This window comes from Marinomonas shanghaiensis (genome assembly GCF_003259175.1).
Lineage (GTDB): Bacteria > Pseudomonadota > Gammaproteobacteria > Pseudomonadales > Marinomonadaceae > Marinomonas > Marinomonas shanghaiensis.
Window position 1 is genome coordinate 35715 of record NZ_QGOK01000005.1, and the last position, 23876, is coordinate 59590.

At 44.5% G+C, this 23876-nt stretch carries 21 protein-coding genes; 10 read left to right on the plus strand and 11 right to left on the minus strand.

Going from position 1 to position 23876, the window contains the following annotated elements; translation table 11 throughout:
- Positions 1-16: 16 nt before the first annotated feature.
- Positions 17-556, minus strand: a complete 540-nt coding sequence (locus DKT73_RS03880; protein WP_111637277.1) for a DUF3750 domain-containing protein — start codon at positions 554-556, stop codon at positions 17-19.
- A gap of 192 nt (positions 557-748) precedes the next feature.
- Positions 749-1387, minus strand: a complete 639-nt coding sequence (locus DKT73_RS03885; RefSeq protein ID WP_111637278.1) for an NAD(P)H-dependent oxidoreductase — start codon at positions 1385-1387, stop codon at positions 749-751.
- A 221-nt stretch (positions 1388-1608) separates the two neighbouring features.
- On the opposite strand from DKT73_RS03885, the gene sstT reads away from it, so the two are divergent.
- Positions 1609-2841, plus strand: coding sequence for a serine/threonine transporter SstT (gene sstT, locus DKT73_RS03890; RefSeq protein WP_111637279.1), 1233 nt, complete (start codon positions 1609-1611; stop codon positions 2839-2841).
- A 72-nt stretch (positions 2842-2913) separates the two neighbouring features.
- Here the strand turns inward: sstT and DKT73_RS03895 are convergent, their stop codons facing one another.
- Positions 2914-4563, minus strand: coding sequence for a methyl-accepting chemotaxis protein (locus DKT73_RS03895; RefSeq protein ID WP_198666533.1), 1650 nt, complete (start codon positions 4561-4563; stop codon positions 2914-2916).
- Positions 4564-4755: 192 nt separating this feature from the next.
- Here DKT73_RS03895 and DKT73_RS03900 point away from each other — a divergent pair, with 192 nt between their 5' ends.
- Entirely contained in the window at positions 4756-5994 is a 1239-nt protein-coding gene (locus tag DKT73_RS03900) for an MFS transporter (RefSeq protein WP_111637280.1), read from the plus strand.
- A 125-nt stretch (positions 5995-6119) separates the two neighbouring features.
- Positions 6120-6638: a glycine cleavage system transcriptional repressor gene (locus DKT73_RS03905; protein ID WP_111637281.1), complete on the plus strand. Its 519-nt coding sequence runs from the start codon at positions 6120-6122 to the stop codon at positions 6636-6638.
- Between the two features lie 26 nt (positions 6639-6664).
- On the opposite strand, the gene DKT73_RS03910 is transcribed toward DKT73_RS03905, so the two are convergent.
- Positions 6665-7570 carry a LysR family transcriptional regulator gene (locus tag DKT73_RS03910; RefSeq protein WP_111637282.1) on the minus strand — a complete coding sequence of 302 codons (906 nt, stop codon included), beginning with the start codon at positions 7568-7570 and terminating at the stop codon, positions 6665-6667.
- A gap of 98 nt (positions 7571-7668) precedes the next feature.
- On the opposite strand from DKT73_RS03910, the gene DKT73_RS03915 reads away from it, so the two are divergent.
- Complete coding sequence (locus DKT73_RS03915) at positions 7669-8613, plus strand: DMT family transporter (RefSeq protein ID WP_111637283.1); 945 nt, start codon at positions 7669-7671, stop codon at positions 8611-8613.
- Positions 8614-8628: 15 nt separating this feature from the next.
- Here DKT73_RS03915 and DKT73_RS03920 read toward each other — a convergent pair whose 3' ends face one another.
- From DKT73_RS03920 to DKT73_RS03930, 3 genes are read right to left on the minus strand one after another with little or no spacing between them, the layout of a single operon-like run.
- Positions 8629-10182, minus strand: a complete 1554-nt coding sequence (locus tag DKT73_RS03920; RefSeq protein ID WP_111637284.1) for a cryptochrome/photolyase family protein — start codon at positions 10180-10182, stop codon at positions 8629-8631.
- Positions 10179-11669 carry an FAD-binding domain-containing protein gene (locus tag DKT73_RS03925; RefSeq protein WP_111637285.1) on the minus strand — a complete coding sequence of 497 codons (1491 nt, stop codon included), beginning with the start codon at positions 11667-11669 and terminating at the stop codon, positions 10179-10181. Before DKT73_RS03925 ends, DKT73_RS03920 begins: the two co-directional genes overlap by 4 nt.
- The gene (locus DKT73_RS03930; RefSeq protein WP_111637286.1) at positions 11669-12988 is read right to left on the minus strand and encodes a DASH family cryptochrome; all 1320 of its coding nucleotides are present in this window, start codon (positions 12986-12988) and stop codon (positions 11669-11671) included. The genes DKT73_RS03925 and DKT73_RS03930 overlap by 1 nt, the downstream gene beginning before the upstream one ends.
- 204 nt (positions 12989-13192) lie before the next feature.
- On the opposite strand from DKT73_RS03930, the gene DKT73_RS03935 reads away from it, so the two are divergent.
- Both DKT73_RS03935 and DKT73_RS03940 read left to right on the plus strand, forming a co-directional pair.
- Positions 13193-13534 (plus strand): zinc ribbon domain-containing protein YjdM, encoded by a 342-nt coding sequence (locus DKT73_RS03935; RefSeq protein ID WP_111637287.1) that lies wholly within the window; start codon positions 13193-13195, stop codon positions 13532-13534.
- 213 nt (positions 13535-13747) lie between these two features.
- Positions 13748-15382: a methyl-accepting chemotaxis protein gene (locus tag DKT73_RS03940; RefSeq protein WP_111637288.1), complete on the plus strand. Its 1635-nt coding sequence runs from the start codon at positions 13748-13750 to the stop codon at positions 15380-15382.
- A gap of 110 nt (positions 15383-15492) precedes the next feature.
- Here DKT73_RS03940 and DKT73_RS03945 read toward each other — a convergent pair whose 3' ends face one another.
- Together DKT73_RS03945 and DKT73_RS03950 are read right to left on the minus strand one after the other, a co-directional pair.
- Complete coding sequence (locus DKT73_RS03945) at positions 15493-15771, minus strand: DUF3817 domain-containing protein (RefSeq protein ID WP_111637289.1); 279 nt, start codon at positions 15769-15771, stop codon at positions 15493-15495.
- 152 nt (positions 15772-15923) lie between these two features.
- The gene (locus DKT73_RS03950) at positions 15924-16247 is read right to left on the minus strand and encodes a winged helix-turn-helix transcriptional regulator (protein WP_111637290.1); all 324 of its coding nucleotides are present in this window, start codon (positions 16245-16247) and stop codon (positions 15924-15926) included.
- Between the two features lie 156 nt (positions 16248-16403).
- Between DKT73_RS03950 and DKT73_RS03955 the strand changes: the two genes are divergently transcribed.
- The 3 genes from DKT73_RS03955 to DKT73_RS03965 all read left to right on the plus strand — a co-directional run bounded on the left by DKT73_RS03955 (position 16404) and on the right by DKT73_RS03965 (position 18576).
- Positions 16404-16733 carry a nuclear transport factor 2 family protein gene (locus tag DKT73_RS03955; RefSeq protein ID WP_111637291.1) on the plus strand — a complete coding sequence of 110 codons (330 nt, stop codon included), beginning with the start codon at positions 16404-16406 and terminating at the stop codon, positions 16731-16733.
- Complete coding sequence (locus tag DKT73_RS03960; protein ID WP_111637292.1) at positions 16730-17512, plus strand: SDR family oxidoreductase; 783 nt, start codon at positions 16730-16732, stop codon at positions 17510-17512. The genes DKT73_RS03955 and DKT73_RS03960 overlap by 4 nt, the downstream gene beginning before the upstream one ends.
- Positions 17513-17823: 311 nt before the next feature.
- Positions 17824-18576 carry a 5'-nucleotidase, lipoprotein e(P4) family gene (locus DKT73_RS03965; protein WP_111637293.1) on the plus strand — a complete coding sequence of 251 codons (753 nt, stop codon included), beginning with the start codon at positions 17824-17826 and terminating at the stop codon, positions 18574-18576.
- A 51-nt stretch (positions 18577-18627) separates the two neighbouring features.
- On the opposite strand, the gene DKT73_RS03970 is transcribed toward DKT73_RS03965, so the two are convergent.
- Positions 18628-18909 (minus strand): XRE family transcriptional regulator, encoded by a 282-nt coding sequence (locus DKT73_RS03970; protein ID WP_111637294.1) that lies wholly within the window; start codon positions 18907-18909, stop codon positions 18628-18630.
- Positions 18902-19177, minus strand: a complete 276-nt coding sequence (locus DKT73_RS03975; protein WP_232827777.1) for a type II toxin-antitoxin system RelE/ParE family toxin — start codon at positions 19175-19177, stop codon at positions 18902-18904. Before DKT73_RS03975 ends, DKT73_RS03970 begins: the two co-directional genes overlap by 8 nt.
- A gap of 249 nt (positions 19178-19426) precedes the next feature.
- On the opposite strand from DKT73_RS03975, the gene DKT73_RS03980 reads away from it, so the two are divergent.
- On the plus strand, positions 19427-23743 hold the full coding sequence (locus DKT73_RS03980; protein WP_111637296.1) for an NACHT domain-containing antiphage protein HyoA: 4317 nt from the start codon (positions 19427-19429) through the stop codon (positions 23741-23743).
- The last annotated feature ends 133 nt before the right edge of the window (positions 23744-23876 follow it).

Below are 23876 nucleotides of genomic sequence, written 5' to 3' on the forward strand. Positions count from 1 at the left end.
CCTCGGAAATGAAAGGTTACTCGTTATCGGCGTAGCCACTGCCGATGGCACTGAAAGGCATATCAAGCTCGAGTTCTGGGACTTGTAATCCAATCCAAGCCGGAAAGGTGTTGCTGTTTGGTCCTGGAAAGACGGTGTATTCGTTTGCCCAAGGGTAGCGCTTTACCGCTTCTTCTATCTTAGGAATGAGTGCTTGCGCTTTTTCACCTGTCATAGAAAGTACTTTTTCTGGTTTGGCGCCAAACCAGAAACGATCTGGTGTGGCGGTTTTATATTCGTATAGCGCTGGCAAGCCTCGCTCTACACGCCATCCGACGACTTCATAAACGGTGTATTCAGGGGCATTCTGACTTTTGACGGCGACCCAAGTGTGAACAGCAAACCAGCCGCGCCAACTAAATGCATCCGCCGCATAAAATTCGATGACGGCCGCTTTTTCTGTTTCAGGTGAAGGAGCAATGCCGGCGGGTTCGCGACTTGCTGTACGCCAATTATCGTTTGAAGAGCAAGCGCTTAAAAATAGCGTGATAAAGAGAAGCCCTAGAAACCTTGTCATGCTTTGTCCTTGTTCAGTTGAAATGTTCAGTTGGAAAATTTTATGTGAATTAAGATACGCAAGTTTTGGCGCCATTGGGTCATTATTTTTTATCTAGAGCGTGAGTTTCACGGTTTTTGCTTAGTTTAACCAAACTATAAAAAACGCCAGTGAACTGGCGTTTTAGAGGTGTGATTTGATCTGAATAACCAATCAGTTCATTTCAATGATGAAATCTTCTTTCGCACGACGCACTTTTTTCAGACCTTTCAACCAGTCGCCTTCGTCTGCGCGGTAACCTAAAGGAAGGAGAATGACAGAACGCAGTCCACGCTCAGTAAGGCCCAAAATCTCATCCACTTTGGTCGGATCGAAACCTTCCATAGGCGTGCTGTCTACGCCTTCTTCTGCAGCAGCAATCAGTGCTGTACCGAGGGCGATATAGGCTTGACGAGCGGCGTGCTGGTAATTGACCCCAGCATCGCGTGGCGGGTAAGCGCCCAAGATCATTTGACGGTAATTTTCCCAACCTTCATTTTTAAAGCCACGTTCGTCATTGACTAGATCGAACATCTTGTTGATGCGTTCTTCTGTGTAATTGTCCCAGGCGGCAAACACCAAAAGATGAGAGCAGTCGGTGATTTGGGCTTGGTTCCACGCATGAGGCACGATGGCTTCACGTAATGCTTTGTTTTTTACAACGATTACTTCGTATGGTTGAAGGCCGCTTGAAGTGGCGGTAAGACGAATGGCTTCTAGAATACGATCTACTTTTTCTTGTTCAACGGCTTTGCTTGAGTCCATTTTTTTAGTGGCATAACGCCAGTTTAATTTTTCTAACAAATGCGACATTTCAATTCCTTACTAAAGTGAGTTTATGTCAACAATATGGGGCTAATTTAGATGGAGTACAAGTTGTGCTTTCAGCAAGGAATGAGAAAGTTGAATAATCGGTTAAAGGCTAACTTGGTTGATATAGTGCGATATTTTCTCTAATAATGCCCTAAAATGGTTCATTTTTGCGCTGGTATGCAGTAAGGTGCGATCTCGAAAATTTCAATGGACCCCTTCTAATGACATTTGCTCAAAAACCATCGTTATTACAGCGTTATTTGCGCGGTAGTTTGGTACTACAAATTGCCATCGGTATTCTTTGTGGTGTGGTGTTGGCCTACGTTTCACCGAGTACTGCTTTGTCTGCCAGTTTGTTTGGCGATTTTTTTGTAAAATCTTTAAAGGCCATTGCCCCCATTTTGGTTTTTTTATTGGTGATGGCCTCGATTGCGAATCACAAACAGGCTCAACAGAGTCATATTCGACCAGTGATCGTGCTTTACATTGCGGGCACGTTTGTTGCGGCGTTAACGGCCGTCATGTTTAGCTTTGTGTTTCCTACACATTTGAACTTGGTGTCTCCAGATTTGAGCCAGAGCGCACCTCAAGGTATTGATGAAGTCTTGCATACCTTGGTCTTCAAAATGGTTGATAACCCTGTTAACGCGCTGGTACAAGGCAATTATGTGGGCATTTTAACCTGGGCCATTGGTTTTGGCTTAGGTTTGCGTCATGCGTCTGACGCGACAAAAGCCTTGTTACAACACCTAGCGAGCAGTGTGACAAGCATTGTGTCGGTGATTATTCGCTTAGCCCCGTTTGGTATTTTTGGTCTTGTGGCCAGTACTATTGCTGCAACGGGTTTTGATGCTTTATTTGGCTACTCGCATTTATTAGCGGTGCTTATAGGCGCGATGCTGTTTATTGCGTTTGTGACCAATCCTTTATTAGTATTCTGGAAAATTCGTCGTAATCCTTATCCTTTGGTGTTTCAGTGTCTAAAAGAGAGTGGTGTGACCGCTTTTTTTACCCGCAGTTCGGCGGCGAATATTCCCGTTAACCTCGATCTTTGTAAGCGCTTGGATTTGGATGAAGACACCTATTCTGTGTCGATTCCTCTAGGGGCGACGATTAACATGGCAGGCGCCGCGATCACCATCACGGTGTTAACATTAGCGGCGGTTAATACGCTGGGGATTTCGTTGGATTTTGGTACGGCGCTGTTACTGAGTGTGATTGCGGCCGTGTCGGCGTGCGGTGCTTCAGGCGTGGCGGGTGGCTCTTTATTATTGATTCCTTTGGCATGCAGTTTGTTCAATATTCCCAATGAGATTGCCATGCAGGTAGTGGCTGTGGGCTTTATTATCGGCGTATTGCAAGACTCTGCTGAAACAGCATTAAACAGCTCGACGGACGTTTTATTTACGGCGGCGGCCTGTCTTTCGAATGAGAATAGCTCGTTCGCCAAATAACGGTAGTGGGCAAAAACAAAAAAGGGGAAGCACGTGGCTTCCCCTTTTTTGTTTTTGCTATGGTTTTCTCGTTTAAAGCTTAAACTGAGTCACCAATTTATCCAGTTGAACAGAGAGTTTTTGCAAGTTGTTGCTGGACGCTGTTAGCTCATCGGCAATTTCTGAGGTTTCCGTGGTGAGCTGGTTAATCTCCTCGACGTTTTTACTCATGTCATTCACCACAAGCGCTTGCTCTTCGGTGGCTGTTGCCACCTGTATGTTCATGTCACTGATTTGACCAATATGCTTGGTGATTTGCTCAAGTGAGGTGTTGGCCTCATTGGCTTGTCCTACCACGGTATTGCTTTGGTCTTGACCGGTTTTAATCGTCGAAACCGTTTTGGCCGATTGTTCTTGTAGTTGATCGATCATTTTTTGTATTTCATCAGTAGAAGCCGCAGAACGACTGGCTAGGTTGCGCACTTCATCGGCAACCACAGCGAAACCGCGACCTTGTTCGCCTGCACGAGCGGCTTCTATGGCGGCGTTTAAGGCCAATAGATTGGTTTGCTCTGAAATACTGCGGATGGTATCGAGGATACTGCCAATGGAGTCCGTTTGTGTGGCTAATGAGCCAATGTCAGAGCTGATGTGCTGAATTTCTGTCGACAGTGTGGTGACACCTTGGCGAGCACGTGCGACCAATCCAGCCCCTTGATGTGCTTGTTTGTCCGCTTCCTGTGCGGCTTTTGCTGCTTGAGAGGCATTTTCTGCAATGTTCTCAACCGTGGCCCCCATTTCATGAATGGCTGTCGCAATTTGCGTAGTACGGTCACGTTCATTTAAACAGTTGGTATGTGTCGCCTTGGCTTTGGCAGCAACATCGTTTGCAGTACGAGCGAGCTGGCGAGAGTTTTCCGCCACGTTTTCAATCGCAGTGCGAACTTTGGCGATAAATTGATTGAAGTGCTGAGCGATGTCGCTCAGTTCATCCTTGCCATCCAGTGTGATGACGGTGCCAAGATCCAGCTTGTCACTGGCACTGGAAATATGTTGCTGAAGATAAGATACGCGACTGTTAAGACGACGTAACATTAACCAAGCTAAGACAATAGACGCAAATAAGGCAATGACGATTAATATAATCATATTGTTGCGGCTTGCTTCGTAGTTAATTTGACTCTGGGTGTAACCCTGCTTGCCTTGTTCTAATAATTCATCCAATATTTTATTAACCGCGATGCGCATCACGCCGTAGCTACTGGCGTATTGGTTTTTGTATATTTCTTGAGCTGTGGTTAGGTCGTTATTTTCCATGGCGGTTAGCATGGGAGCGAGTTCATCGCTTTTGACCTTAGCGAAAATGTCGATAATTTTTTGCACTTCATCGCGCATGATAGGGTTTACTTGTGCCTCTAACGCTTGTTTTAAAGCCATGTCCATTTCAGGAATGTCTTCAGTACGTGTTTCTTTTATGCGAGTTAGGACGCCCTTTTTATCCTGCATGGCGGGGATTTCTTGCAATAAAATAATGTCAATACCGACACGCATGCGGGGAATACGAGAGGCCACTTCGGCAAGAGAGCGCATGGGTGCGCTGGTGTTTTGAGCGAGTTGTTTGGTCTGCTCTTGTACGCTAGAAAGGCCTTGTAAACCAGCCCAGCTGACGAGAAACAGAGCAAGGCAAGGTAGGGCAATCACAAGGGCAAATTGCACTTTTAAAGAAAGTTTATTGAATATCACAGTGGGTTACCTGCTGGCGATTATTGTAATTGTGCAGAGCACTTGTTTGATAAGAATGTTTTTCAACGTGTTATCACTTCTTATAGCATAGAATGTATGTCTTTCATTGTACAAGAAACTTTATTTTAGCTTGATAACATGACGTTTTTCAGACAACGCAACGAACGGTATTAATATATTAAGGAGCTCATATTGAGTAAGACGTTTCGGTCTCTTGCTAATCCGAATTATCGGCTTTGGTTCGGTGGTGCAGTGATTTCTAATATTGGTACTTGGCTGCAACGTACGGCGCAAGATTGGATAGTGATTGCTGAGTTGTCAGACAAAAATGCGTCAGCGGTTGGTTTGGTGGTGTTTTTACAATTCGCACCACAGATATTGTTGTTGCCTATTACGGGCTGGACGGCTGATCGTATGGATCGTCGTAAGCTATTGTTTATTACACAATGCTTGATGGCGGGGCTGGCTCTGATATTAGGTTTGTTGGTGTTGAGTGGTCACGTTGTGCTCTGGCAGGTGTGTGCTTGCGCCTTTGCTTTGGGTTGTGTTGCGGCCTTTGATGCGCCTGCAAGACACGCATTCGTTTCAGATATTGTCAGTGAGAAAGAATTGTCCAACGCCGTTGGGCTTAATTCTGTGTCGTTTAATTCGGCGCGCCTCGTTGGCCCTGCTATTGCGGGTCTGTTAATTGCGTCGGTTGGCAGTGGCTGGGTCTTTATGATCAATGTGCTGTCTTTTATTCCATTGTTACTCGCTTTACACCAATTTAAGAAACGTTTGCCTGCGGTCGTGTCTGATAACAGCAAAGCGACCCCAGATATGACAAAATTTTTAGAAGGTTTTCGTTATATTTGGCAACACCGAGAAATGGCCGTCATCTTGGTGATGTCTTTCTTAATTTGCAGTTTGGGCATGAATTTCTCTGTGTATTTATCGGCGATGACGGTGCATGTTTTTCAAGGTCATGCGGATCAGTACGGCTTTTTAATTTCCATGATGGCAATCGGTTCTATTTCTGGCGCTATGGTGACGGCCAGTCGCCGTTCGTCGCCGTCGTTCCGTTTTATGATTTATGTTGCGGCGATGTTTGCTGTGAGTTGCTTTTTGGTGGCCATTAGTACGTCATTTTGGGCGTTTGCCGTGTTGCTGATTTTGCTTGGTTTGAGTTTGCAGTTGTTTACCACGTCGACGACGTCTTATATGCAAGTGGCTACCGAAAAACGTTATCGTGGTCGAGTGATGGCCGTGGTGTTAGCGACGGCGCTGGGAAGTACGGCACTGGGCGCCCCTCTGGTCGGTTGGGTTGCTGATGCGTTGGGAGCTCGCTGGGCGATTGGTATGGGTAGCTTGTCCGGTATGATGGCTGCTTTGTTGGGTTTTTGGTTTTTACGTAGACAAGTTCAGACTGAATCAAAAGACAAAACGCTTTAGTTCAATGTGATTTGCCCAAAAAGAGAGAGCCGTCGTCTATAGTGAGTATTTAGTGTATTTTTATTGAAAGCACAGGAAGCGGTTCACTTTTTTACATAAATCTAAAAATATCGATGGAGAAAACTATGTCACAGCATCTTGTATTGAGTTTTATTGGAGAAGACCGTCCGGGTCTTGTAGGACGTTTGTCAGATACGATTGCACGTTATCATGGTAATTGGCTAGAAAGCCGTATGGCGCATTTGGCCGATAAATTTGCCGGTATTTTAACCGTAACGGTTCCGTTGGAACACCAAGAAGCCTTGGTTGACGCATTGCGTAACTTTGAGCAATTGGGTTTGCATGTGACGGTAGAAATGGCGAACCAGCACACAGCGTCAGGCTCGACTTTGTCACTGTCTGTGGTGGGCAATGATCGTCCTGGGATTGTGAAAGAAGTTTCGCAAGTCTTGTCTTCTTTGATGGTTAACGTGAAAGAGCTAACGACGACCTGCGAACCTGCGCCGATGAGCTCCGATATGCTGTTTAAAACCGATATGGTATTAGTCGCACCAACGGGCTTGCCATTGTCTGAATTGGAAGCGGCTTTAGAAAAGATCAGCAGTGATTTGATCGTGGAATTATCGGTTAATCAGTTTGCCTAGTGGTTTTATCGGCTGTCCCTTTTAGATCATTCATACAATGGATGATCGTGAAAGCGCTTGAGCATAAAATTAATCAATAAACGCAATCGAAAGGGCATGTTGTCACGATCACGATATAACATTTGGCAGCCTCTTGGTTGGTTGCTCCACTCCGGTAAAATGTGTCGAAGTGCTCCTGAATCAATTAGGGGCTGGGCGTGATAATCGGGCATAAAACCGATGCCTAGCCCGTCTTGAAGAGCGCGAGTAAGTAGGCTGATGTCGTCTACTTTCAGACGAATGTTGCTGTTTGGTTTGTGCGTTTGTGTTTCACCAGACAGTGTGTGTTGCAGCTTCCACGTAGACATAGGCTCGCACAATACGGTAGGAAAACCGTCTAAGTCGCTGGGCGTTTTGATGCTAGAGAGATCTACATTGGCAGATCCGCAGATCACAAAGCGAATGTTGGTTAAGTGTCTACCAATCCAGTGTTCCGCATTGTGGTCACCCACCCGAAACGCAATGTCGATTCCTGCTTCCTCTATGTCGATGGTTTGATTGGACAGACGTAGATCGAAATGTATGTCGGGGTATTGATTCAAAAAGGCATTAAAGTGCTGAGCTAAAACATGCACACCAAAATTCACGGGTGCCGATATTCTAATGGTGCCTTTGGCCTGAGTGTTGTCTTGCAAAAGACACACAGCTACCTCATTTAACTCTTCAAAGAGGGGCAAGCTTCTTTCGTAATAGCGTTGTCCTGAGTGAGTAAGCTGTACTCGGTGTGCATCTCGATTTAATAATCTAATGGCCAAGTCTTCTTCGAGTTTGGCAATCCGTCGACTTAATGTGGAAAGCGGTATTTCCAATACAGCGGAAGCCTGTTTAAAGCTCCCATGCTGTGCAACCGCGCAAAAACAACGCATGTCATCGAGTGAATAGTTAAATTTCATATTTGGAATCTATTGTCTCAAATTTGTCTATTTATTCCGAATTTAAAATCTATACACTGAACAGCCTATTTTCAAGTTTTCTTTCAATGGAGAGAGTGATGAATCGTTCGGCGAATATGAATGCCGTATTGCTACTGCTGTTATGTACGTTTTTCTGGGGAGCCTGTTTTCCTGTTGGCAAACATGCGTTAGGAGAGGTGCATGCGCTTACCTTGGTGATCTGGCGTTTTGCTATCGCTGCCGTCTGTTTGTTTATGTATGCCAAGTGGAAAAACATGTCCATGCCTAGCTTAACGGCGAGACAATGGGCGTGGGCAATGGGCGTTTCTATTGTCGGGGTTGGCGGACTTAACCTTGGTTTGTTTACTGGGTTAGCTCATACCGATGCGAGTAATGGCGCACTGATTATGGCACTCAGCCCTTTAGCCACGTCTTTGATTGGTTCTTTGTTGCAACGCAAATTGCCCGCTCGCGGAGCGGTGTTTAGTTTGGTGGTGTGTTTGTCCGGTGTGTTGCTGGTGCTAACCAATGGCGAGCTAAAACGCTTGCTGGGTTTTGAGTTTAACCACGGAGATCAAATGATCTTTTTAGGCATGTTGTGCTGGAGCCTTTATACCTATTTAACTCAGAGTGTGAGCCGTTGGATGCCGATGATTCCTTATACGTTAGTTGGTATGTTATCAGGACTGGGGGTGATCTCTTTGGTGACCGCGTTTAGCCCTGAAGTTCATCCATGGCAAGAAAGCTTGGCGATTAGTGGCTATGTGTTAGGCGATTTATTGTTCATCGGTGTGTTTGGTACCGTGGGTGGCTATTTGTTGTGGATTTCTGGGGTCAAGCAGCTGGGAGCCGCGAACGCTTCTTTGTTTTTCAACTTTGTGCCTGTATTTGCCGCATTGACAGCTTTTGCTTATGGGCAAAGTGTCACCCAACTGCAGTTACTCGGTGTGGGGATTGTGATTGCCGGTTTGTTGCTGCCAAGACTGGCCAAAAGGCAGCAACAACGACGTATCAACCGACAAGCAGCCACATCGATTCGTTAAACCATGCAATGAGGCTTAGAGCGATTCAATGTTTTTCAAGCACCATTCTGCTCTATGTAATACGGCGTGCTTTTGCGCGTCGTTCTGTTTGTCCCAGTTGCCGTAAATCATGCCGATGCGTGGGGTCGTGGCGAGACGTTCTCTATGCTTGACCATGAAACGCCAATATAAACTGTTGAGTGGGCAAGATTCCTCGTTGGTTTTTTCTTTGACCTTATAGTGGCAATCGCCACAATAGTCGCTCATTTTTTGCATGTAACTGCCGCTTGCAGCATAAGGCTTGGAAGCAATCCAGCCACCGTCAGCAAATTGGCTCATGCCGCGCGTGTTGGGGAGTTCCACCCATTCCAAGGCGTCAACATAAATGCCCAAATACCATTCGTCGACTTGTTGTGGCGCAATTTCCGTTAACATGCAAAAGTTCCCTGTCACCATTAAACGCTGAATATGATGGGCATAGGCGTAATCGAGAGATTGCCCAATGGCGCTGGCAAGACACTTCATTTTCGTTTGTCCATTCCAGAAATAGTGTGGCAAATCTCGTTCAGCATTAAGGGCATTTTGTTGTGCATAGTCCGGCATATTGATCCAATACATACCGCGCACATATTCGCGCCAACCGAGAATTTGTCTGACGAAGCCTTCGACTTGAGCAATGTCGATATGATCGTTTTCTTGATAAGCACTAATCGCGGCTTTAATAACATGTTTTGGGCTGATCAATTTCGCGTTAAGCGCAAACGACAGACGCGAATGATACAAGCTCCAACTGTGTGGTGTTTGGTTCGTCATGGCGTCTTGAAAACGACCAAAGTTTGGTAGCAAATGATCACAGAAAAAAGTCAATAAATTCAGCGCGTCTTGGCTGGTCACAGGCCAAAGTAGGTGAGATTCTATCTTTCCAAGAGACGGAATGTGATGTCGTTGAAGACGCTCCAGCAAATGCGTCACATCATGCTGAAAACACAGCGGAGCTGGAATATCAGCTAGATCGTTTGTTTTGAGCTTATTGCGATTGGCGGTGTCATAGTTCCATTGGCCACCTTCTGGTTCTCTATCGCCTGCCATCAATATGTTAAAACGCTGACGCATTTTGCGGTAAAAATGCTCCATACGAACCGTGTGTTTAGCTTGAAAGAAATTGGGGATTTCATTGAAGGGTAATAAAAAGTGTTCGCTATCGACCAGGCTGACAGTGGGCTTAGTCATGCCTGTGATCAGTGCTTGGTATTGCTGTAACACACGATATTCATCTGGACGTTGCAACTCGATATGGTTGATGCCATGCTGCTCAGCCAGCCCCAATATCACGTCCTCTACGCTGTGTTTTTGAGTGTCGTCTAAGGTGAGATAGCATACCTGATGACCGTTTTCTTTTAGGGCATTAGCGAAGTGCTCCATGGCAAGAAAAAAGGCACAGAGCTTTTGAATGTGATGCTTAACGTAAGTCGCTTCCGGATGTAGCTCGGCGATGACATACAATACGCCTTGGTCCTGTTGTTTGAACCAAGAGTGCGCTGCGTTTAACTGATCGCCAAGGATGAAACGTAAGGTGTGGTACTGAGTCATGGGGATCCTTTGGTTTTTTTAGATCGTTTAGAGGGTCTAACATGTGTGGCTAAGATACGTTGTTTTTCCTGTTTCACCTCAAATTGCTGACGATAGCCCCACAGTCTGTCTCTCGCTGCTTTTCCGGCTTCTATCAGAGGAACAATAGGGGCTGGGTAATCGACGCCAATTTGACATTGATATAAGGCTTCTTCCATGGGCGTCATTTCCCAAGGGGCATGAACAAGGGGAGCGGGGACTTCTTTTAATTCTGGCACCCAACGATGTATAAATTCGCCATCGGGATCTTGCTCTTGGGCTTGTTTTAGTGGGTTGTAGATGCGTATCGTATTCGCGCCCGTGACGCCAGCTTGCATTTGAAATTGTGGGTAATGAATGCCGGGCTCAAAATCTAAAAACAGCTGTGCTAAATGATGCACTCCTCGTCGCCAATCAATGTTCATATGATGGCATAAAAAGCTCACCATCATGGCTCTCATGCGAAAATTCATATAACCCGTTACGTTGACGGCGCGCATGCACGCATCAATGAGCGGATAGCCAGTTTGGCCTTGTTGCCACGCCTGTAAATCGGCATCGACCTGTTCATCTTGGCGATAGGGGAAAGCATCATAGGCGCGATTGATTGGCCGAAACTCCATCGCGCATTCAGTTTCGAATTTTTGCATAAAATGGCAATGCCAATGCAATCGAGAACTTAAGGCAATGAGCGTTCGACGCCAGCCTGGTGTTTGCCAGCGAGACAATAGGTCTTGATAGACTTCTCTTAGGCTAATATTTCCCCAAGCCAAATAAGGTGATAGCCGAGTACAGGCGGAGCGACTACTCAGAGGGCTTGAAATGGAGCGATAATAATCCTTACCTCGGCCATGATAAAAGCTTTCTAACGTGCGCCAAGCCAGAGTGGGTCCGCCCGTTTGCATGCCTTTTTGAGGAGTCTTCCAGGATTCTGGCAAGGTTATGCTCGCTTGGTTTAATGGATACCAAGATAGGTGGCTGAGTTCGATGTCGACAATGGGCGAGCGCATCACTTTTTGCCAAGCATCGTCCCATGACACTCTATTTTTGAGCGCACGAATGACCGCGCCCGTTGGCGACTCTTGCCAATGAATATGGTTTTGTCTGCACCACTGTTTGATTTGTTTATCGCGCTGGAAGGTTCGCTCGATACCGATTTCTTCACTGCTGAACAGTTGATCGAATTGCGTTTGCTGGTGGAGATCAATCAGCGCTTCTAAGGCTTCTTGATACACAATACACAAACGCCCACCGACTTCAGCCAGTTGCTGATTGATGTCCTCTAAAGATTGCCATACAAAACGCCAATGGCGTACATCATAGTGCGGATCTGCCACCAAGCTTGGTTCAAAAACATACAGCACAATGAGCGGCCTATTTTGCGCGATCGCATTCGCAAGCGGCTCATGGTCGGTAAGCCGCAGATCGCGTTTTAGCCAAACGACGACGGGGAGAGTAGATAACGACATTATGGATGAGGGTAAATCGGCCAGTCGGCGGCGTCAACCGAGTCGAGTTGCGAGTCAAACTGCCCACCTTGCCATTTGTTGATGAAGCGGTGGTTCGGATCATATTGCTCGGTTTGCTTTTGCAAATTAAAGTGACGTCCACCTCTTGGGTCGGCACCAACACCCGCAATGTATTGCCAATTTCCCCAGTTTGAGCCGACATTGTAATCGATCAACTGTTCTTCAAAGTAAGCCGCGCCATAACGCCAATCTATGCCTAGCTCATAGATTAAACAGCTGGCAACAATTTGGCGACCACGGTTGCTCATGAAGCCCGTTTGATTGAGTTGTTTCATACAGGCATTTACCAAAGGATACGGCGTGTTGCCTTGACTCCATTTGCGAAAGCGTTCTGCATAATAGCTCCCTTGTGTTTGCTTGCCAGATAATCCACCGGGCAAGAAAAGCTGCTTGCCGTAACGGGTGGCGTACCAGTGAAAGTACTCGCGCCAAAGCAACTCAAAGTAAATCCAATAGGTGGATTCACTGGCACCGTGATCGCGCTCATAGACGTCGAGACTGGCTTTGATTTGTCGGGCGGATAAGCTGCCTTGTGCCAACCAAGGAGAGAACTTGGTGGAGTTTTCCCAGCCGTCTAATTTGTTGCGAGTTTCTTTGTAAAGACTGGGGAGGTTGGTTGAGAAATAGTCACTTAACTGATCCATTGCCGCTTGTTCGCCACCGGTGAAAGCACTATTTTCATTGACAGCGAGTGTTTGCCAAGGGCGGATTTTTTGAATAGTGAATAGGGCTTTAGGAGGAAGTTCCTCTAATGCTGGTAAAGGTGACAAGACATCAATGTTTTCTACTAAGCGGCGAAACTTAGAAAAGGAGACAGGCAGTTCGGTTATCTCAAAAGGCAGCTGAGAGGGCCTAAACAAACTCAAATCATGCCCAATATGAATTCGAACGTCAGGAAACTGGTTAGCAATACGTTTTAGCGTTTGTTGTTCGTACCATCCACCATGATGGTTTCGATATAAATGCGAGATAGGCACTTCGTTTAACAGTAAGTTTAAACTGGTTACCGCATCCATGGCGCTAATAAATAAGGTTTGCCCTAGTGCTTCTAGTTGCTGTGCTAAGCTTTGAAGCCCTTGCTCCAAAAAGCGTCGACGATTCATTGACATTCCTTGTGTAGCGTAGCGACTTGGGCGACTGTTATGGGGTTCATCGCAATAGAGGCAAACAAGATGATCCACCTCTTGTGCAGCCTGCCACAACATATCTTGATCCGCACAACGCAGATCCTCTCCAAACCACATTACACCCACTTTCATTGTCTTCTTCCCATCGCCTTTTTTTACGTAAGCTTAGTACGTATTGAAGAGATAATTAGATTGTTTTAAATCGTTTTTTTTGTTTTTCGCGCCGCCAACACAGAAAAAATAAGTGCTTATTTTTACGTGATCATAAAAACCATATCAAAAATAAGGTTATAATAGGCGAAATTTTTCTGTCAACGTCAAAGGTAGCGATAAACAATGAGTCTTCCAAATTGCCCACAGTGTAACTCTTCTTATGTATACGAAGATCAAGCCATGCTGATTTGCCCTGAGTGTGCGCACGAATGGAACCCGAATGAAGCCGTGGTGGACGAAGCAGCGCTTATTATCAAGGACATGGGCGGCAACGTGTTGCAAGAAGGTGACAAGGTGACTTTGGCGAAAGACCTAAAAGTAAAAGGGTCTTCTCAAGTGCTAAAAATTGGCACCAAAGCGACGATTAAACGTCTTGTTGATGGCGATCACGATATTGACTGCAAGTTAGATGGTGGCGGTGAAATGATGCTGAAATCTCAATTTGTGAAAAAATCAAACATCTAAACGGCGAACAACCCGTTCGACGATATTGATAATACATAGATAAAACAAAAATGCCCTCTAGCCAGAAGGCATTTTTTTTGTGTTTTTATAGGTGTTTAGATTCTTTTTGTCTTCGCAATGCATAGCTGGTTTTTATTTGCTTAGCGGTTTATGCTGCCAGCCCTTGGTTGATGTTTAGTCAATCATGACTCTTTCTAAAAGGTGATGGATACTATGTTTAGCCAACTTAAAATTTCTCAGCGTTTGGGGTTAGGGTTTGCTTTTATCTTTGCTCTGCTCTTGCTTATTTCAGTGGTGGGCATGCAACGTGTTAACGTGATTGATAACACATTAACGAGTGTGCGTGATGGCGCCACGTTAAAGCAGCGTTATGCCATTAACTTTCGTGGTAGTGTTCACGATAGAGCCATTGCGGTGCGTGATGTGGTGTTGGCATCGGATCCCGCGCGTTTAAATCAAGAGCTCACATTAATCAGGGACCTAGATTCGTTTTATCAGCAGTCGTCGAAGTCCATGAGCCAACTCATGTTGTCTGATGCTTCTACAGTAGAGCGAACCCTGTTAAAAGCGATTCAAGACATCGAAGTAACCACACAGAAGTCGACGAAAGCACTGTTGGATTTGGCTCAACAAGGTAACACAAGCACTGCGACTCAACTTTTAATGCAAGAAGTGTCTCCTGGTTATACTGAATGGCTAAAACGCATAAACGCTTTTATTGATCATCAAGAAGAAGTCATTAATAACGACATTGGTATCGTAATGAAGGTTGCCAGCACCTTTGTTAATTTAATGCTTGTGGTGACTCTTATCGCGGCGGTGTTTAGTGTCTTGGTGGCGATTGCTTTGATTCGCAGCATACAAGCGCGAATTGGCGGAGAACCTGAAGACGTTGCCGCGTTGGTGCAGCGAATTGCTGATGGCAATCTGAATGTCACAATAGAAACACACTATCCGAATAGTATGATTGGCAGCGTACGGACCATGGTGTCGCGCTTGCAGCAAATCATCCTAGACGTGCGCAGTGCCGCTGATGAACTTGGCATTGCCTCGTCTGAACTAAACAGCACCGCAAGTGAAAACAACCGTCGTCTTCGTCAGCAATCTTCCGATACCACACAGATGGCGGCCGCGATTAACGAAATGTCTGCCTCTGTTTCTGAGGTCGCCGGACATGCTGGCCACGCTGCTGAAGCCACACAAAAAGTGGATCGAGAAGTAGAAAGCGGTAATACCAAAGTAAATGCCACTGCAGAAGCCATTGTGCACTTGTCAGAAACCTTAGAGTTAGCGTCAAAAACGGTTGAGAAAGTCTCCGTTGATAGCGGCAATATTGAAAAAATCACCGACGTTATCAGCGCCATCGCAGAACAGACGAATTTATTGGCGTTGAACGCTGCCATTGAAGCGGCGCGAGCCGGTGAACATGGCCGCGGCTTTGCGGTTGTGGCGGATGAAGTGCGTTCGTTGGCGACACGGACACAGCAGTCGACCAGCGAAATCAGCAACATGATTGTTCGCCTACAAGAAGGATCCAGCAAAGCCGCTGAGATCATGAACACCAGCCGTGAGCGAGCACAAAAAACCGTTGAACAGACTCAAGAGGCTCGTGCTGCCTTGGCGAGCATTCGGACTGAGGTCATGGCAATTAATGATATGAACACACAAATTGCCCAAACGTCCGCGGAGCAAGAGCGTGTGGCGGAAGACATGAACCTCAATATTACTCGCGTTCATGAAGCCACCATGGAAAGTGCTGCTGGTTCTGAACACGTGGCTCAATCGAGTGAACGCCTTGCGCAATTATCGAAGAAACTGACCACAAAAGTCAGCTTTTTCAAGGTGTAAGCCTATTTTAGAATAGGACAGCGATCGTAACGATAAAGGGCCTTTGCATTGCTAAGGCCCTTTTTTTTTAAGTGGGTGAAAGCTTTAATTTGACGTTGCAAAGAACACGATTATTCGTATTTATTTAAGACCTTCGCTTTAAAAATATAACTGCCAAACGGCACCAACGACGCAATGAATCCTATCAAGGCGTGTTTTGACGATACCCCATATCGAGACACACTTAACATCAAAAGAATGTTAAACAAAATAAACAATCCACCATGAATCGGTCCAATAACGCTCACATACTCAGGCATGTCCATCAGGCGTTTTAATGGCACGGCAATGAAAAGCAACAATAAAAGCGACGTGCCTTCTAAAATGGAGATAAAACGTAACATTTTCATACTATGTCTCTTTATTGAAGTGTGTTTAAAAAATGCATTCAGCGCTCATAAGACCCCAGAATAGCATTTTAATTTCATTCCAAGGTTGGTTATTTAAAGAGTGGAATCATGTAAGCAGAGTCATTCATTGAATGACATCGAGAGTATTCACTTCATTGCTTATTTTCAGCCCATTTTAGTAGGGCGTCTAGAGCAGGGCAAAGTTCCTGCCCCCAGTCCGTTAAACGATATTCTACTTTTGGTGGAACTTGATGATAAATGGTTCGTGTGACGATTCCATCCGCTTCCATTTGACGAAGCTGTTGAATGAGCATTTTCTGAGTGATGGCAGGAATGGCTTTTTCTAATTCAGAGAAGCGTTTTACTTGTCCGCCAAAGAGATGGAAGAGGATGACCAACTTCCATTTTCCTTCCAGAATCTTTAGTACTTGCTCTACGCCATCGGCTGCAGAAGCTGGCGTCCATTTTTTTGTCATTTTTTTATGGCCTTAGCCCTTATGAGATCAAAAACTTACTTCAGAGTAAGTACCCTACTTTTTTGTCGGTTCTTGTTTTCCAGATAGCTTAACGCCATTCTTTTCAGACAGCAATTTGGCGTGTTCTAAGCAACTGACTTTAAGTAAAGGAGTTTTATGATGACTATTGATCTTCCAAAACCAATCGCAAACTATTTCCAAGCAGATAAAGGGGATGGTGAGGCGATTGTCGCCTGTTTTTCCGATGCGGCAGTGGTAAAAGATGAAGGGCAGACCCATACGGGATTGGACGCAATAAAACAGTGGAAAGCGAGTGCATCGACGAAATATACCTATACGGTTGAACCGCAGTCATTACGTGAAAGCGCAGAGCAAACGATAGTCACGGGTTTAGTGACAGGGAACTTTCCTGGGAGCCCTGTGAATCTTCAATACGCTTTCACGCTGGATGGCGACAAAATCACCGCACTGGAGATCTCCTTATGAGTTTTGATCTTGAGTTAAATGGGCGTATCGCTTTGGTTACTGGCGGAACTAAGGGCTTGGGAGCGGCAGTCGTTGAGTCGTTACATGGCGCGGGAGTGCATGTGATTGCCGTGGCTCGTTCTGTTCCTAAAGACGCTCTAGAAGGCATTTCATACATAGAAGGGGATTTGCTGACGGCAGCGGGTTGTAGCGCGCTAGTAAACACCGTATTGGATAAGTTTGGTGGTGTTGATATTGTTGTCAATGTGCTGGGCGGCTCAAGTGCTCCCAGTGGCGGTTTTGCCGCGCTTGATGAGCAAGAGTGGGAAAATGCATTGAGTCAAAATTTACTGTCTGCGGTACGCATTGACAGAGGATTATTGCCCTCGATGATAGCAAAAGGCTCAGGTGTTATTGTTCATGTCACATCGATACAGAACAAACTTCCCTTGCCAGAATCGACCACCGCTTATGCCGCAGCCAAAGCGGCGTTATCCACTTACAGTAAAAGCTTATCGAAAGAAGTGGCGCCAAAAGGCGTTCGCGTTGTGCGTGTTTCCCCCGGTTGGATAGAAACAGAAGCATCGGTGCGACTCGCTGAGCGGCTTGCGGATCATGCCGGTACAGATTATGAAGGAGGTAAAAAGATTATTATGGAAGCGCTCGGTGGCATTCCTTTAGGGCGTCCAGCACAACCTTCGGAAGTGGCGGATTTAATCACTTTTCTAGTGTCAGCGAGGGCGTCCTCTATCACAGGTACGGAATACATTATTGATGGCGGCACCGTGCCTACGGCCTAAAAGCTTTGCTCATCATTTTTACTTAAGGCAAAACAAAAAACGCCCGTATGATCGATAGGGCGTTTTCTCATACGCTTGAATTGCTTTTCTGTATCCATGATGTTGTGGATGCTTCATAGGCGCCACTTTAATTACGGATGGCTCTATCAGTCCAATGAAACAGGCATTCTTATCATTATTCATACTATACAAAGCTGTCTTTTTCATGGTGTTGAAATAAGGAAAAAGTAAAAATAGCTTTGAGTTGTAATTAAATGGGTGTTTAATAAAAATGTCACATTTACTGGTTATACACAAAAGGAGAGTTTTTTATGGGAAAAATCACCGCATCTATTCTTGTCGCCTTACCACTATTGAGCAGTGTTACCTTTGCCGCTGAAGATATGACTTGTGCACCGAAAGAATACACTATGGCGCTGCGTTATCAGCAACAATCTGCCGAAGTGATGGCGCTCCAGCTACAGGCCTATCAGTTTGCGACACAGCGTTTTATCCAGCTTTTAGCGAATCATCATTCCGATAAAAAACCGGCTGTGATGTTGGATCTTGATGAAACCGTGATAGATAACACGCCTTTATTGATTAGAGATGTAAATAACTGCCACGATTATACTTCTTGGGATACTTGGAGCGATTGGGAGCAAAAAGGCGAACCGACCTTGATTCCAGGCGCAAAAGATTTTATTGATTTTGTCACACAGCAGGGCGTGAAAATTTACTATATCTCAGATCGCTTTCAAGAGAACAAAGCCGACACGCTTAAGACACTGAAGAAGCTCAATATTGCCCAAGTGAGCAGTGACAATGTGTTGCTGTATACAGAGTCGAAAGAAACACGTCGTGATGTCGTGCGCAAAGAACACGATATTCTTATGTTGATAGGTGACAGCCTGCATGATTTTGCTGCCGAGTTTAAAAATAAGGAATCGACAGAGTACCAACGTGGTCTAGTTGCCAAAGAAGCCAAGCATTTTGGTAACGACTGGATCGTTATGCCAAATGCCTCATATGGCTCTTGGTCGAAGTCTGAACTAAAAACATGGGATGAAAAAGCCGTTAAATAACGCTGAATAGAGCATGAAAAGCCAATACGAATTGAGGCTTGTATTGGCTTTTCAGACCAGCTCTAATTTTAGCTTTTTACCTAACACTTTCGCGGCGTTATCCAAGGTATGCAGCGTGACAGACGTATTGTTTGGATCCAAAAGTCTATCCAATCCAGAGCGACTTGTTTTCATCAACTTCGCCATTTTTGTTTTGGATAAATGTTCGTTTTCAATCTTTTGCTGAATCTGCCAAGCTACCACTCGTTTTATAGCCACAGCGTTGGTTTCAGCTAAGATTCCTTCCTCTTGAAGGAACTCATCAAAGGAAGAACCAATGTGTTTGTTAGTCATTTTCAGCCTCACGTTTTCGTTTTCTACCTAAATCTAATTCAGATTTAGGTGTCTTTTGGTTTTTTTTCATAAAGCCATTCAGTAAAATCAATTCGTTGTTTCTAAAGAAAAATAATACCCTTGCAATACGCCCACCTTCCAAATTGGTTCGCACCTCCCACAGCCCATCACCCATAGAACGACATATGGGCATACCGACAGGCCAACCATATTCTGCTGTTTTGATATCCTGTCCTATGGCGCTTCTATCCTCTTTTGTAAGAGACAATAACCATTCCCTGACAGGTTCACCTCCCGACGCAGTTCGGAAAAAGCGAACAGACACTTTCTTGTGTTTTATGTTATTCATAAATTGTTTTGTACCATAATTGGTACGAACTTGTATAGCTGTTTTTAACGCTGTTGTTTAGACGGAAGAAATTCAGCTTGGAGCCTTAACGCGTTAGCGCTATTGTTAAAGCTAGTAACTGTATGAAACCCCTTTGTTTTTTTTGTTGGTGAAGTGAACTTATCGTCTATGACTAAAGAAAAGTACATTCCATTAGATCGTCAATTTTCAATTATTTCGGAAGACCAAGAGGATCTAGAAAATAATGAGCTACTCTTTTCTTTAGGTCATTCAGCGCTAAAAACTTGGGTTGATTTAGAGAGTGAGTATCGCTGTGTCATTTTAGCTGAAGCGGGCGCTGGCAAGACGGAGGAATTACTCAATAGAGCTAAAGCTTTATCGGAACAGGGCAGACCATCTTTTTTTATTCGTATTGAAGAAATCGAGCAAGATTTTTATGACGCTTTTGAGGTTGGAACAGAAGGTGAATTTAATGCTTGGCTAGAATCGACAGAAGAAGCTTGGTTCTTTTTGGATTCGGTCGATGAAGCAAGGTTAGACACCCCCAGAGCTTTTGAATTTGCCTTAAAGCGATTCGCTAAAGGTATCAGAATAGGTGCTCATAGAGCGCACCTTTATATTTCCAGTCGCCCTTACTCTTGGAGGCCAGAAGCGGATCGAGAGTTGCTGAATAGACATTTATTTTTAGCTGCAAAGAAACATGAGGATGACAATACAGAAGATAATCTCACTCAACCTCAAAGTGCTTTGACTGTATACAGAATGAGTCCTTTAGATAAGGAAAGAATCCGCTGTTTCTGTGAAAAAAGGTCTGTGAATGACATCGATGAACTTTTAAGGGAAATTGATAGAGCGAGCATTTGGAGTTTGGCTCAACGGCCTCTTGATTTAGATAGTATTTTATCGAAATGGAGAAAGGATAAAAAACTTGGTAGCCGTCTAGATCTACTAGAACACAGTATAAATGAGCAGTTGAACGATGAACATAATATAGATAGAGCACAACGTCAGCCGTTAAATTTAGAGCAAGCTCATAAGGGGGCGCAGCGTTTGGCTGCCGCTGTCGTCATGAGCGGCCAATCAAGTATCAATATTCCTGATGCCTCGCCCGACAAATTTGGAATAGATGCAAAAGCTGTACTGTCTGATTGGCATCCTAATGATGTGAATGCCCTGTTGGAGCGAGGTGTTTTTAGCGATGTTATTTACGGAGCGGTTCGTTTTCGGCATCGAGATATTAGAGAGCTGCTCGCAGCAAAGTGGTTTGCTCATCTGATAGCTAATGGCGATAGTCGTTTATCTATAGAGCGTTTATTTATTGGCGAACAATATGGCGAGACAATCATTAGGCCAAGGCTACGATCTATCTTGCCTTGGTTAATATTGTGGGATGATGGCATTAGGAATGTCGTGTTAGGTATTGATCCTGAAATTGCTATTGAAGGTGGTGATCCATCTAAACTGCCTTTACCAATAAGGCAAACTATTCTGAAGAATATTATTCGTCGAATTGTCGACGATGAAAATAACGGCACTGTAAGAGATAACAGCGCAATTGCAAGAATTGCAGATGCAGCTCTGACAAACGATACCTTACAACTTATCGATCAATACAAGGAAAATGATGACGCTATTTTCTTTCTTGCTCGATTGGCTTGGCAAGGAAAAATGACCGATTGCGTTGCGCCTTTGCTGGAAATCGCTCTTGACCCTATCCGAGGAATTTATGCTCGAATTACCTCTGCTCGGGCGGTCATGACATGCAGTACTGATGAGCAAATACAATCTTTATGGCGAGAGCTCAACCAAAGCGAAGACAAACTCCCACGTTCAATGCTAAGAGAGATAGTCGAAGAGGCTGAGCCAACCAGTGAGAATATTCAGAATATTCTACTTTCGCTTGGCAGATTGCAGTTATCTCCGAACGAACGTTTTGAAGCCAATGGATTGAGACGGTCACTTCATCATTTTATTGGTCGAATGCCAATTATTGGAAACGCTCTTATTTTTCAGGCGTTTATTATTGGTTTGTTGGATTATTTGAACACTTCTCCATACGTTGAAAAAAGAGAATGTCAAATCTCAGAGGCTAATTCTTGGCTTCTAAGTATCGCTGTTCATGCTGTTGAGCGTCTAGTTGAGCTCAAACATCCATTTTCACTTTCCGATGAAAGTGTTTCCATCCTAATGATGTTGCCTGCATATAAGTCGTGGGGTGGAGAGTACTATGATGATTATGAAAGTAACTTAGACGAGTTGATACCTTGCTGGAGTGAATTGAATGATCTGCTTTATTGGGCTTGTATTGAACAGGAAAAAATAAAGCTACTTTCAGATCCTAAAAGCGAACCCTTGACCTCCGATTCTTCTATTTCTTGGCAAGGTCATTTATGGGCATTTGAAACAGTTGAGAGTTTTCAAAGACTGCTTTCATTTGTACGTTGCCGAGCATTAGAAAATGATCAGTCTATTGCGCTTAGCACTGCCTTTCGCTTTTACAGCAGACACGACAAGCCATCGGATATGCTAGCGAAGCTAAAAGCAAGCGCAGAGCATAGTGCCATTTTGACTAATAAGTTAGATATGTTGATTGATCCTCCAATATCAGATTGGGAGAAAAAACACGGAGAGGAGAATGAGAAGCGTAGGCGAAAATTCGATATTATAAAAGAACATAAAAAAACGTCCCGTGATGCTTGGATAGATGGTTTGAAAAATAACCCTGATCGTTTGCGTAACTCTATACACTTATATTTTGGTGAAGTGGCGAATGACTTTTGCTGGATACTAAATGAAATTAATAATGAAAATTCAGTAGTAAACCGAAGTAGTGGCTCAGCCTGGGTGAAATTAATTCCTGATTTTGGCTACGAAGTTGCTCTTTCTTATCGTGATGCATTGATGAAACTGTGGAGAGTTTACACTCCGTCATTACAATCAGAAAGTGGGATGAGAAATAGTTCATGCCCATACTCGCTTCTACTTGCTCTGGCTGGTTTGGAAATTGAAGCGTCTGAACATTCAGAGTTTCCATATCACTTAGATGAACCAGAAGTACATCATGCGTTGCGCTATATCACGTGGGAGATAAATGGCTTTCCTAGTTGGTTTGAGAGCATGTACCGAGCATTCCCTTCATTGGTTACAAAAGCGGTTACCCAAGAACTTATTTGGGAGCTAGAAAACGCAGAGCTAGATTTGAATTACCGTATATTGAGTTCACTTGTTTTCGGCGCACCTTGGTTACATGAAGATATTGCTAATCCCCTTTTAGAGTGGTTAGAAGTCAACCCAAATACATTAAATCCGAAGAATCGAAGAGATTGTATCCATCTTCTAGTTTCTGGGAATAGTGATGCTGCACGCCTTGTAAATATTGCAAAACAAGAAATAGATCAAAGTAACGATTTAGATAGTGTTGCTTGCTGGTTTGCTTTTTTAGTAGATTGTGATCCAGTGAATGGCATTCCTCAGCTTGAACAATGGTTAGCAGGGCTTGATCACGAGCGAGTCAGTCGAGCTGCACAAGTTTTTGTTACCGCGCTTGTTGGTGAAAGCCATAGGTCATTCAGTGTGCCTAACGTAGGTTACTTCAAGACGCCAGAGCATTTGAAAAGGCTCTATGTCCTCATGCATAAATACATTCCTTCCAAAGAGGATATAAACCGCGCTGACGGCGGAGTGTATTCTCCAGAGTTGAGAGATGATGCACAAAGCGCTCGGAGCGCATTGTTTTCTCTTCTATGTAATATGGCTGGTTTTGCTAGTTATGCATCTATCAAACAACTGATTAAAGAACACCCCGAGCCTGAGTATCGAAAAAGGATGGCTCAACAAGCCTATAAAAGAGCAATGGCGGATGGTGATTTAGAGCTCTGGACGGTAGATCAGTTTAGTCAGTTTGATAAAAATCAGACAGTAACACCTGCAACACATCGCCAACTTTTTGATCATACGGTTAACCGACTAAACGATTTAAAAAATTGGTTAGAGCGCGGAAATGACAGCCCATGGCGAACTTGGAAAAGAACCGAGGGCGAAACAGAAATGCGAACTTTGATCGCTGGCTGGCTGAACCAAAACAGCCATGGTCAATACACAACAGCCCAAGAGTCTGAACTTGCAAATGGCCAACGCATGGATATTTGGCTTCATAATACAAGTGTACAATCTCCTGTTCCAGTTGAGTTGAAGCTATTAGATAAAGCGTGGTCAGGCCCAGATTTATGTGAACGATTAAGGAATCAGCTTGCGGGCGATTATCTTCGACAGGAAGGTGCTAGTTGTGGTGTCTTTCTATTAGTTGCGCAAGATATAGAACCAACAAAGCAATGGCGTATTGACGGTACATTAGTCAATTTGAGCGAGCTTTCAGCAGCGCTTAAAACCTATTGGCTGAGTATCGCTGAATACCATCCTAGAATTCACGAGCTAGAAGTAATCGTTATTGATTTATTAGAAAGGGAAAGGTTTAGTAAGTCATAAGTTGGCTTAACTGTAAATCAAGTAGAAACAAACTCACGCCGAGCGGCTTTACGCGCTTGCGCGTGGAGCGAGGCGGGAAGTTTGTTTCTGACTTGCCAATAGCATTTTGAGATAAAAAAACCGCCCTCTCGCT

Bases quoted from the DNA above. Each gene is read 5' to 3' on its own strand.
- DKT73_RS03980 (WP_111637296.1), top strand. From the start codon at position 19,427: ATGACTAAAGAAAAGTACATTCCATTAGATCGTCAATTTTCAATTATT.
- DKT73_RS03950 (WP_111637290.1), bottom strand. From the start codon at position 16,247: ATGACAAAAAAATGGACGCCAGCTTCTGCAGCCGATGGCGTAGAGCAA.
- DKT73_RS03905 (WP_111637281.1), top strand. From the start codon at position 6,120: ATGTCACAGCATCTTGTATTGAGTTTTATTGGAGAAGACCGTCCGGGT.
- DKT73_RS03925 (WP_111637285.1), bottom strand. From the start codon at position 11,669: ATGTCGTTATCTACTCTCCCCGTCGTCGTTTGGCTAAAACGCGATCTG.
- DKT73_RS03910 (WP_111637282.1), bottom strand. From the start codon at position 7,570: ATGAAATTTAACTATTCACTCGATGACATGCGTTGTTTTTGCGCGGTT.
- DKT73_RS03935 (WP_111637287.1), top strand. From the start codon at position 13,193: ATGAGTCTTCCAAATTGCCCACAGTGTAACTCTTCTTATGTATACGAA.
- DKT73_RS03920 (WP_111637284.1), bottom strand. From the start codon at position 10,182: ATGACTCAGTACCACACCTTACGTTTCATCCTTGGCGATCAGTTAAAC.
- DKT73_RS03970 (WP_111637294.1), bottom strand. From the start codon at position 18,909: ATGACTAACAAACACATTGGTTCTTCCTTTGATGAGTTCCTTCAAGAG.
- DKT73_RS03940 (WP_111637288.1), top strand. From the start codon at position 13,748: ATGTTTAGCCAACTTAAAATTTCTCAGCGTTTGGGGTTAGGGTTTGCT.
- DKT73_RS03965 (WP_111637293.1), top strand. From the start codon at position 17,824: ATGGGAAAAATCACCGCATCTATTCTTGTCGCCTTACCACTATTGAGC.
- DKT73_RS03945 (WP_111637289.1), bottom strand. From the start codon at position 15,771: ATGAAAATGTTACGTTTTATCTCCATTTTAGAAGGCACGTCGCTTTTA.
- sstT (WP_111637279.1), top strand. From the start codon at position 1,609: ATGACATTTGCTCAAAAACCATCGTTATTACAGCGTTATTTGCGCGGT.
- DKT73_RS03960 (WP_111637292.1), top strand. From the start codon at position 16,730: ATGAGTTTTGATCTTGAGTTAAATGGGCGTATCGCTTTGGTTACTGGC.
- DKT73_RS03885 (WP_111637278.1), bottom strand. From the start codon at position 1,387: ATGTCGCATTTGTTAGAAAAATTAAACTGGCGTTATGCCACTAAAAAA.
- DKT73_RS03915 (WP_111637283.1), top strand. From the start codon at position 7,669: ATGAATCGTTCGGCGAATATGAATGCCGTATTGCTACTGCTGTTATGT.
- DKT73_RS03930 (WP_111637286.1), bottom strand. From the start codon at position 12,988: ATGAAAGTGGGTGTAATGTGGTTTGGAGAGGATCTGCGTTGTGCGGAT.
- DKT73_RS03955 (WP_111637291.1), top strand. From the start codon at position 16,404: ATGATGACTATTGATCTTCCAAAACCAATCGCAAACTATTTCCAAGCA.
- DKT73_RS03880 (WP_111637277.1), bottom strand. From the start codon at position 556: ATGACAAGGTTTCTAGGGCTTCTCTTTATCACGCTATTTTTAAGCGCT.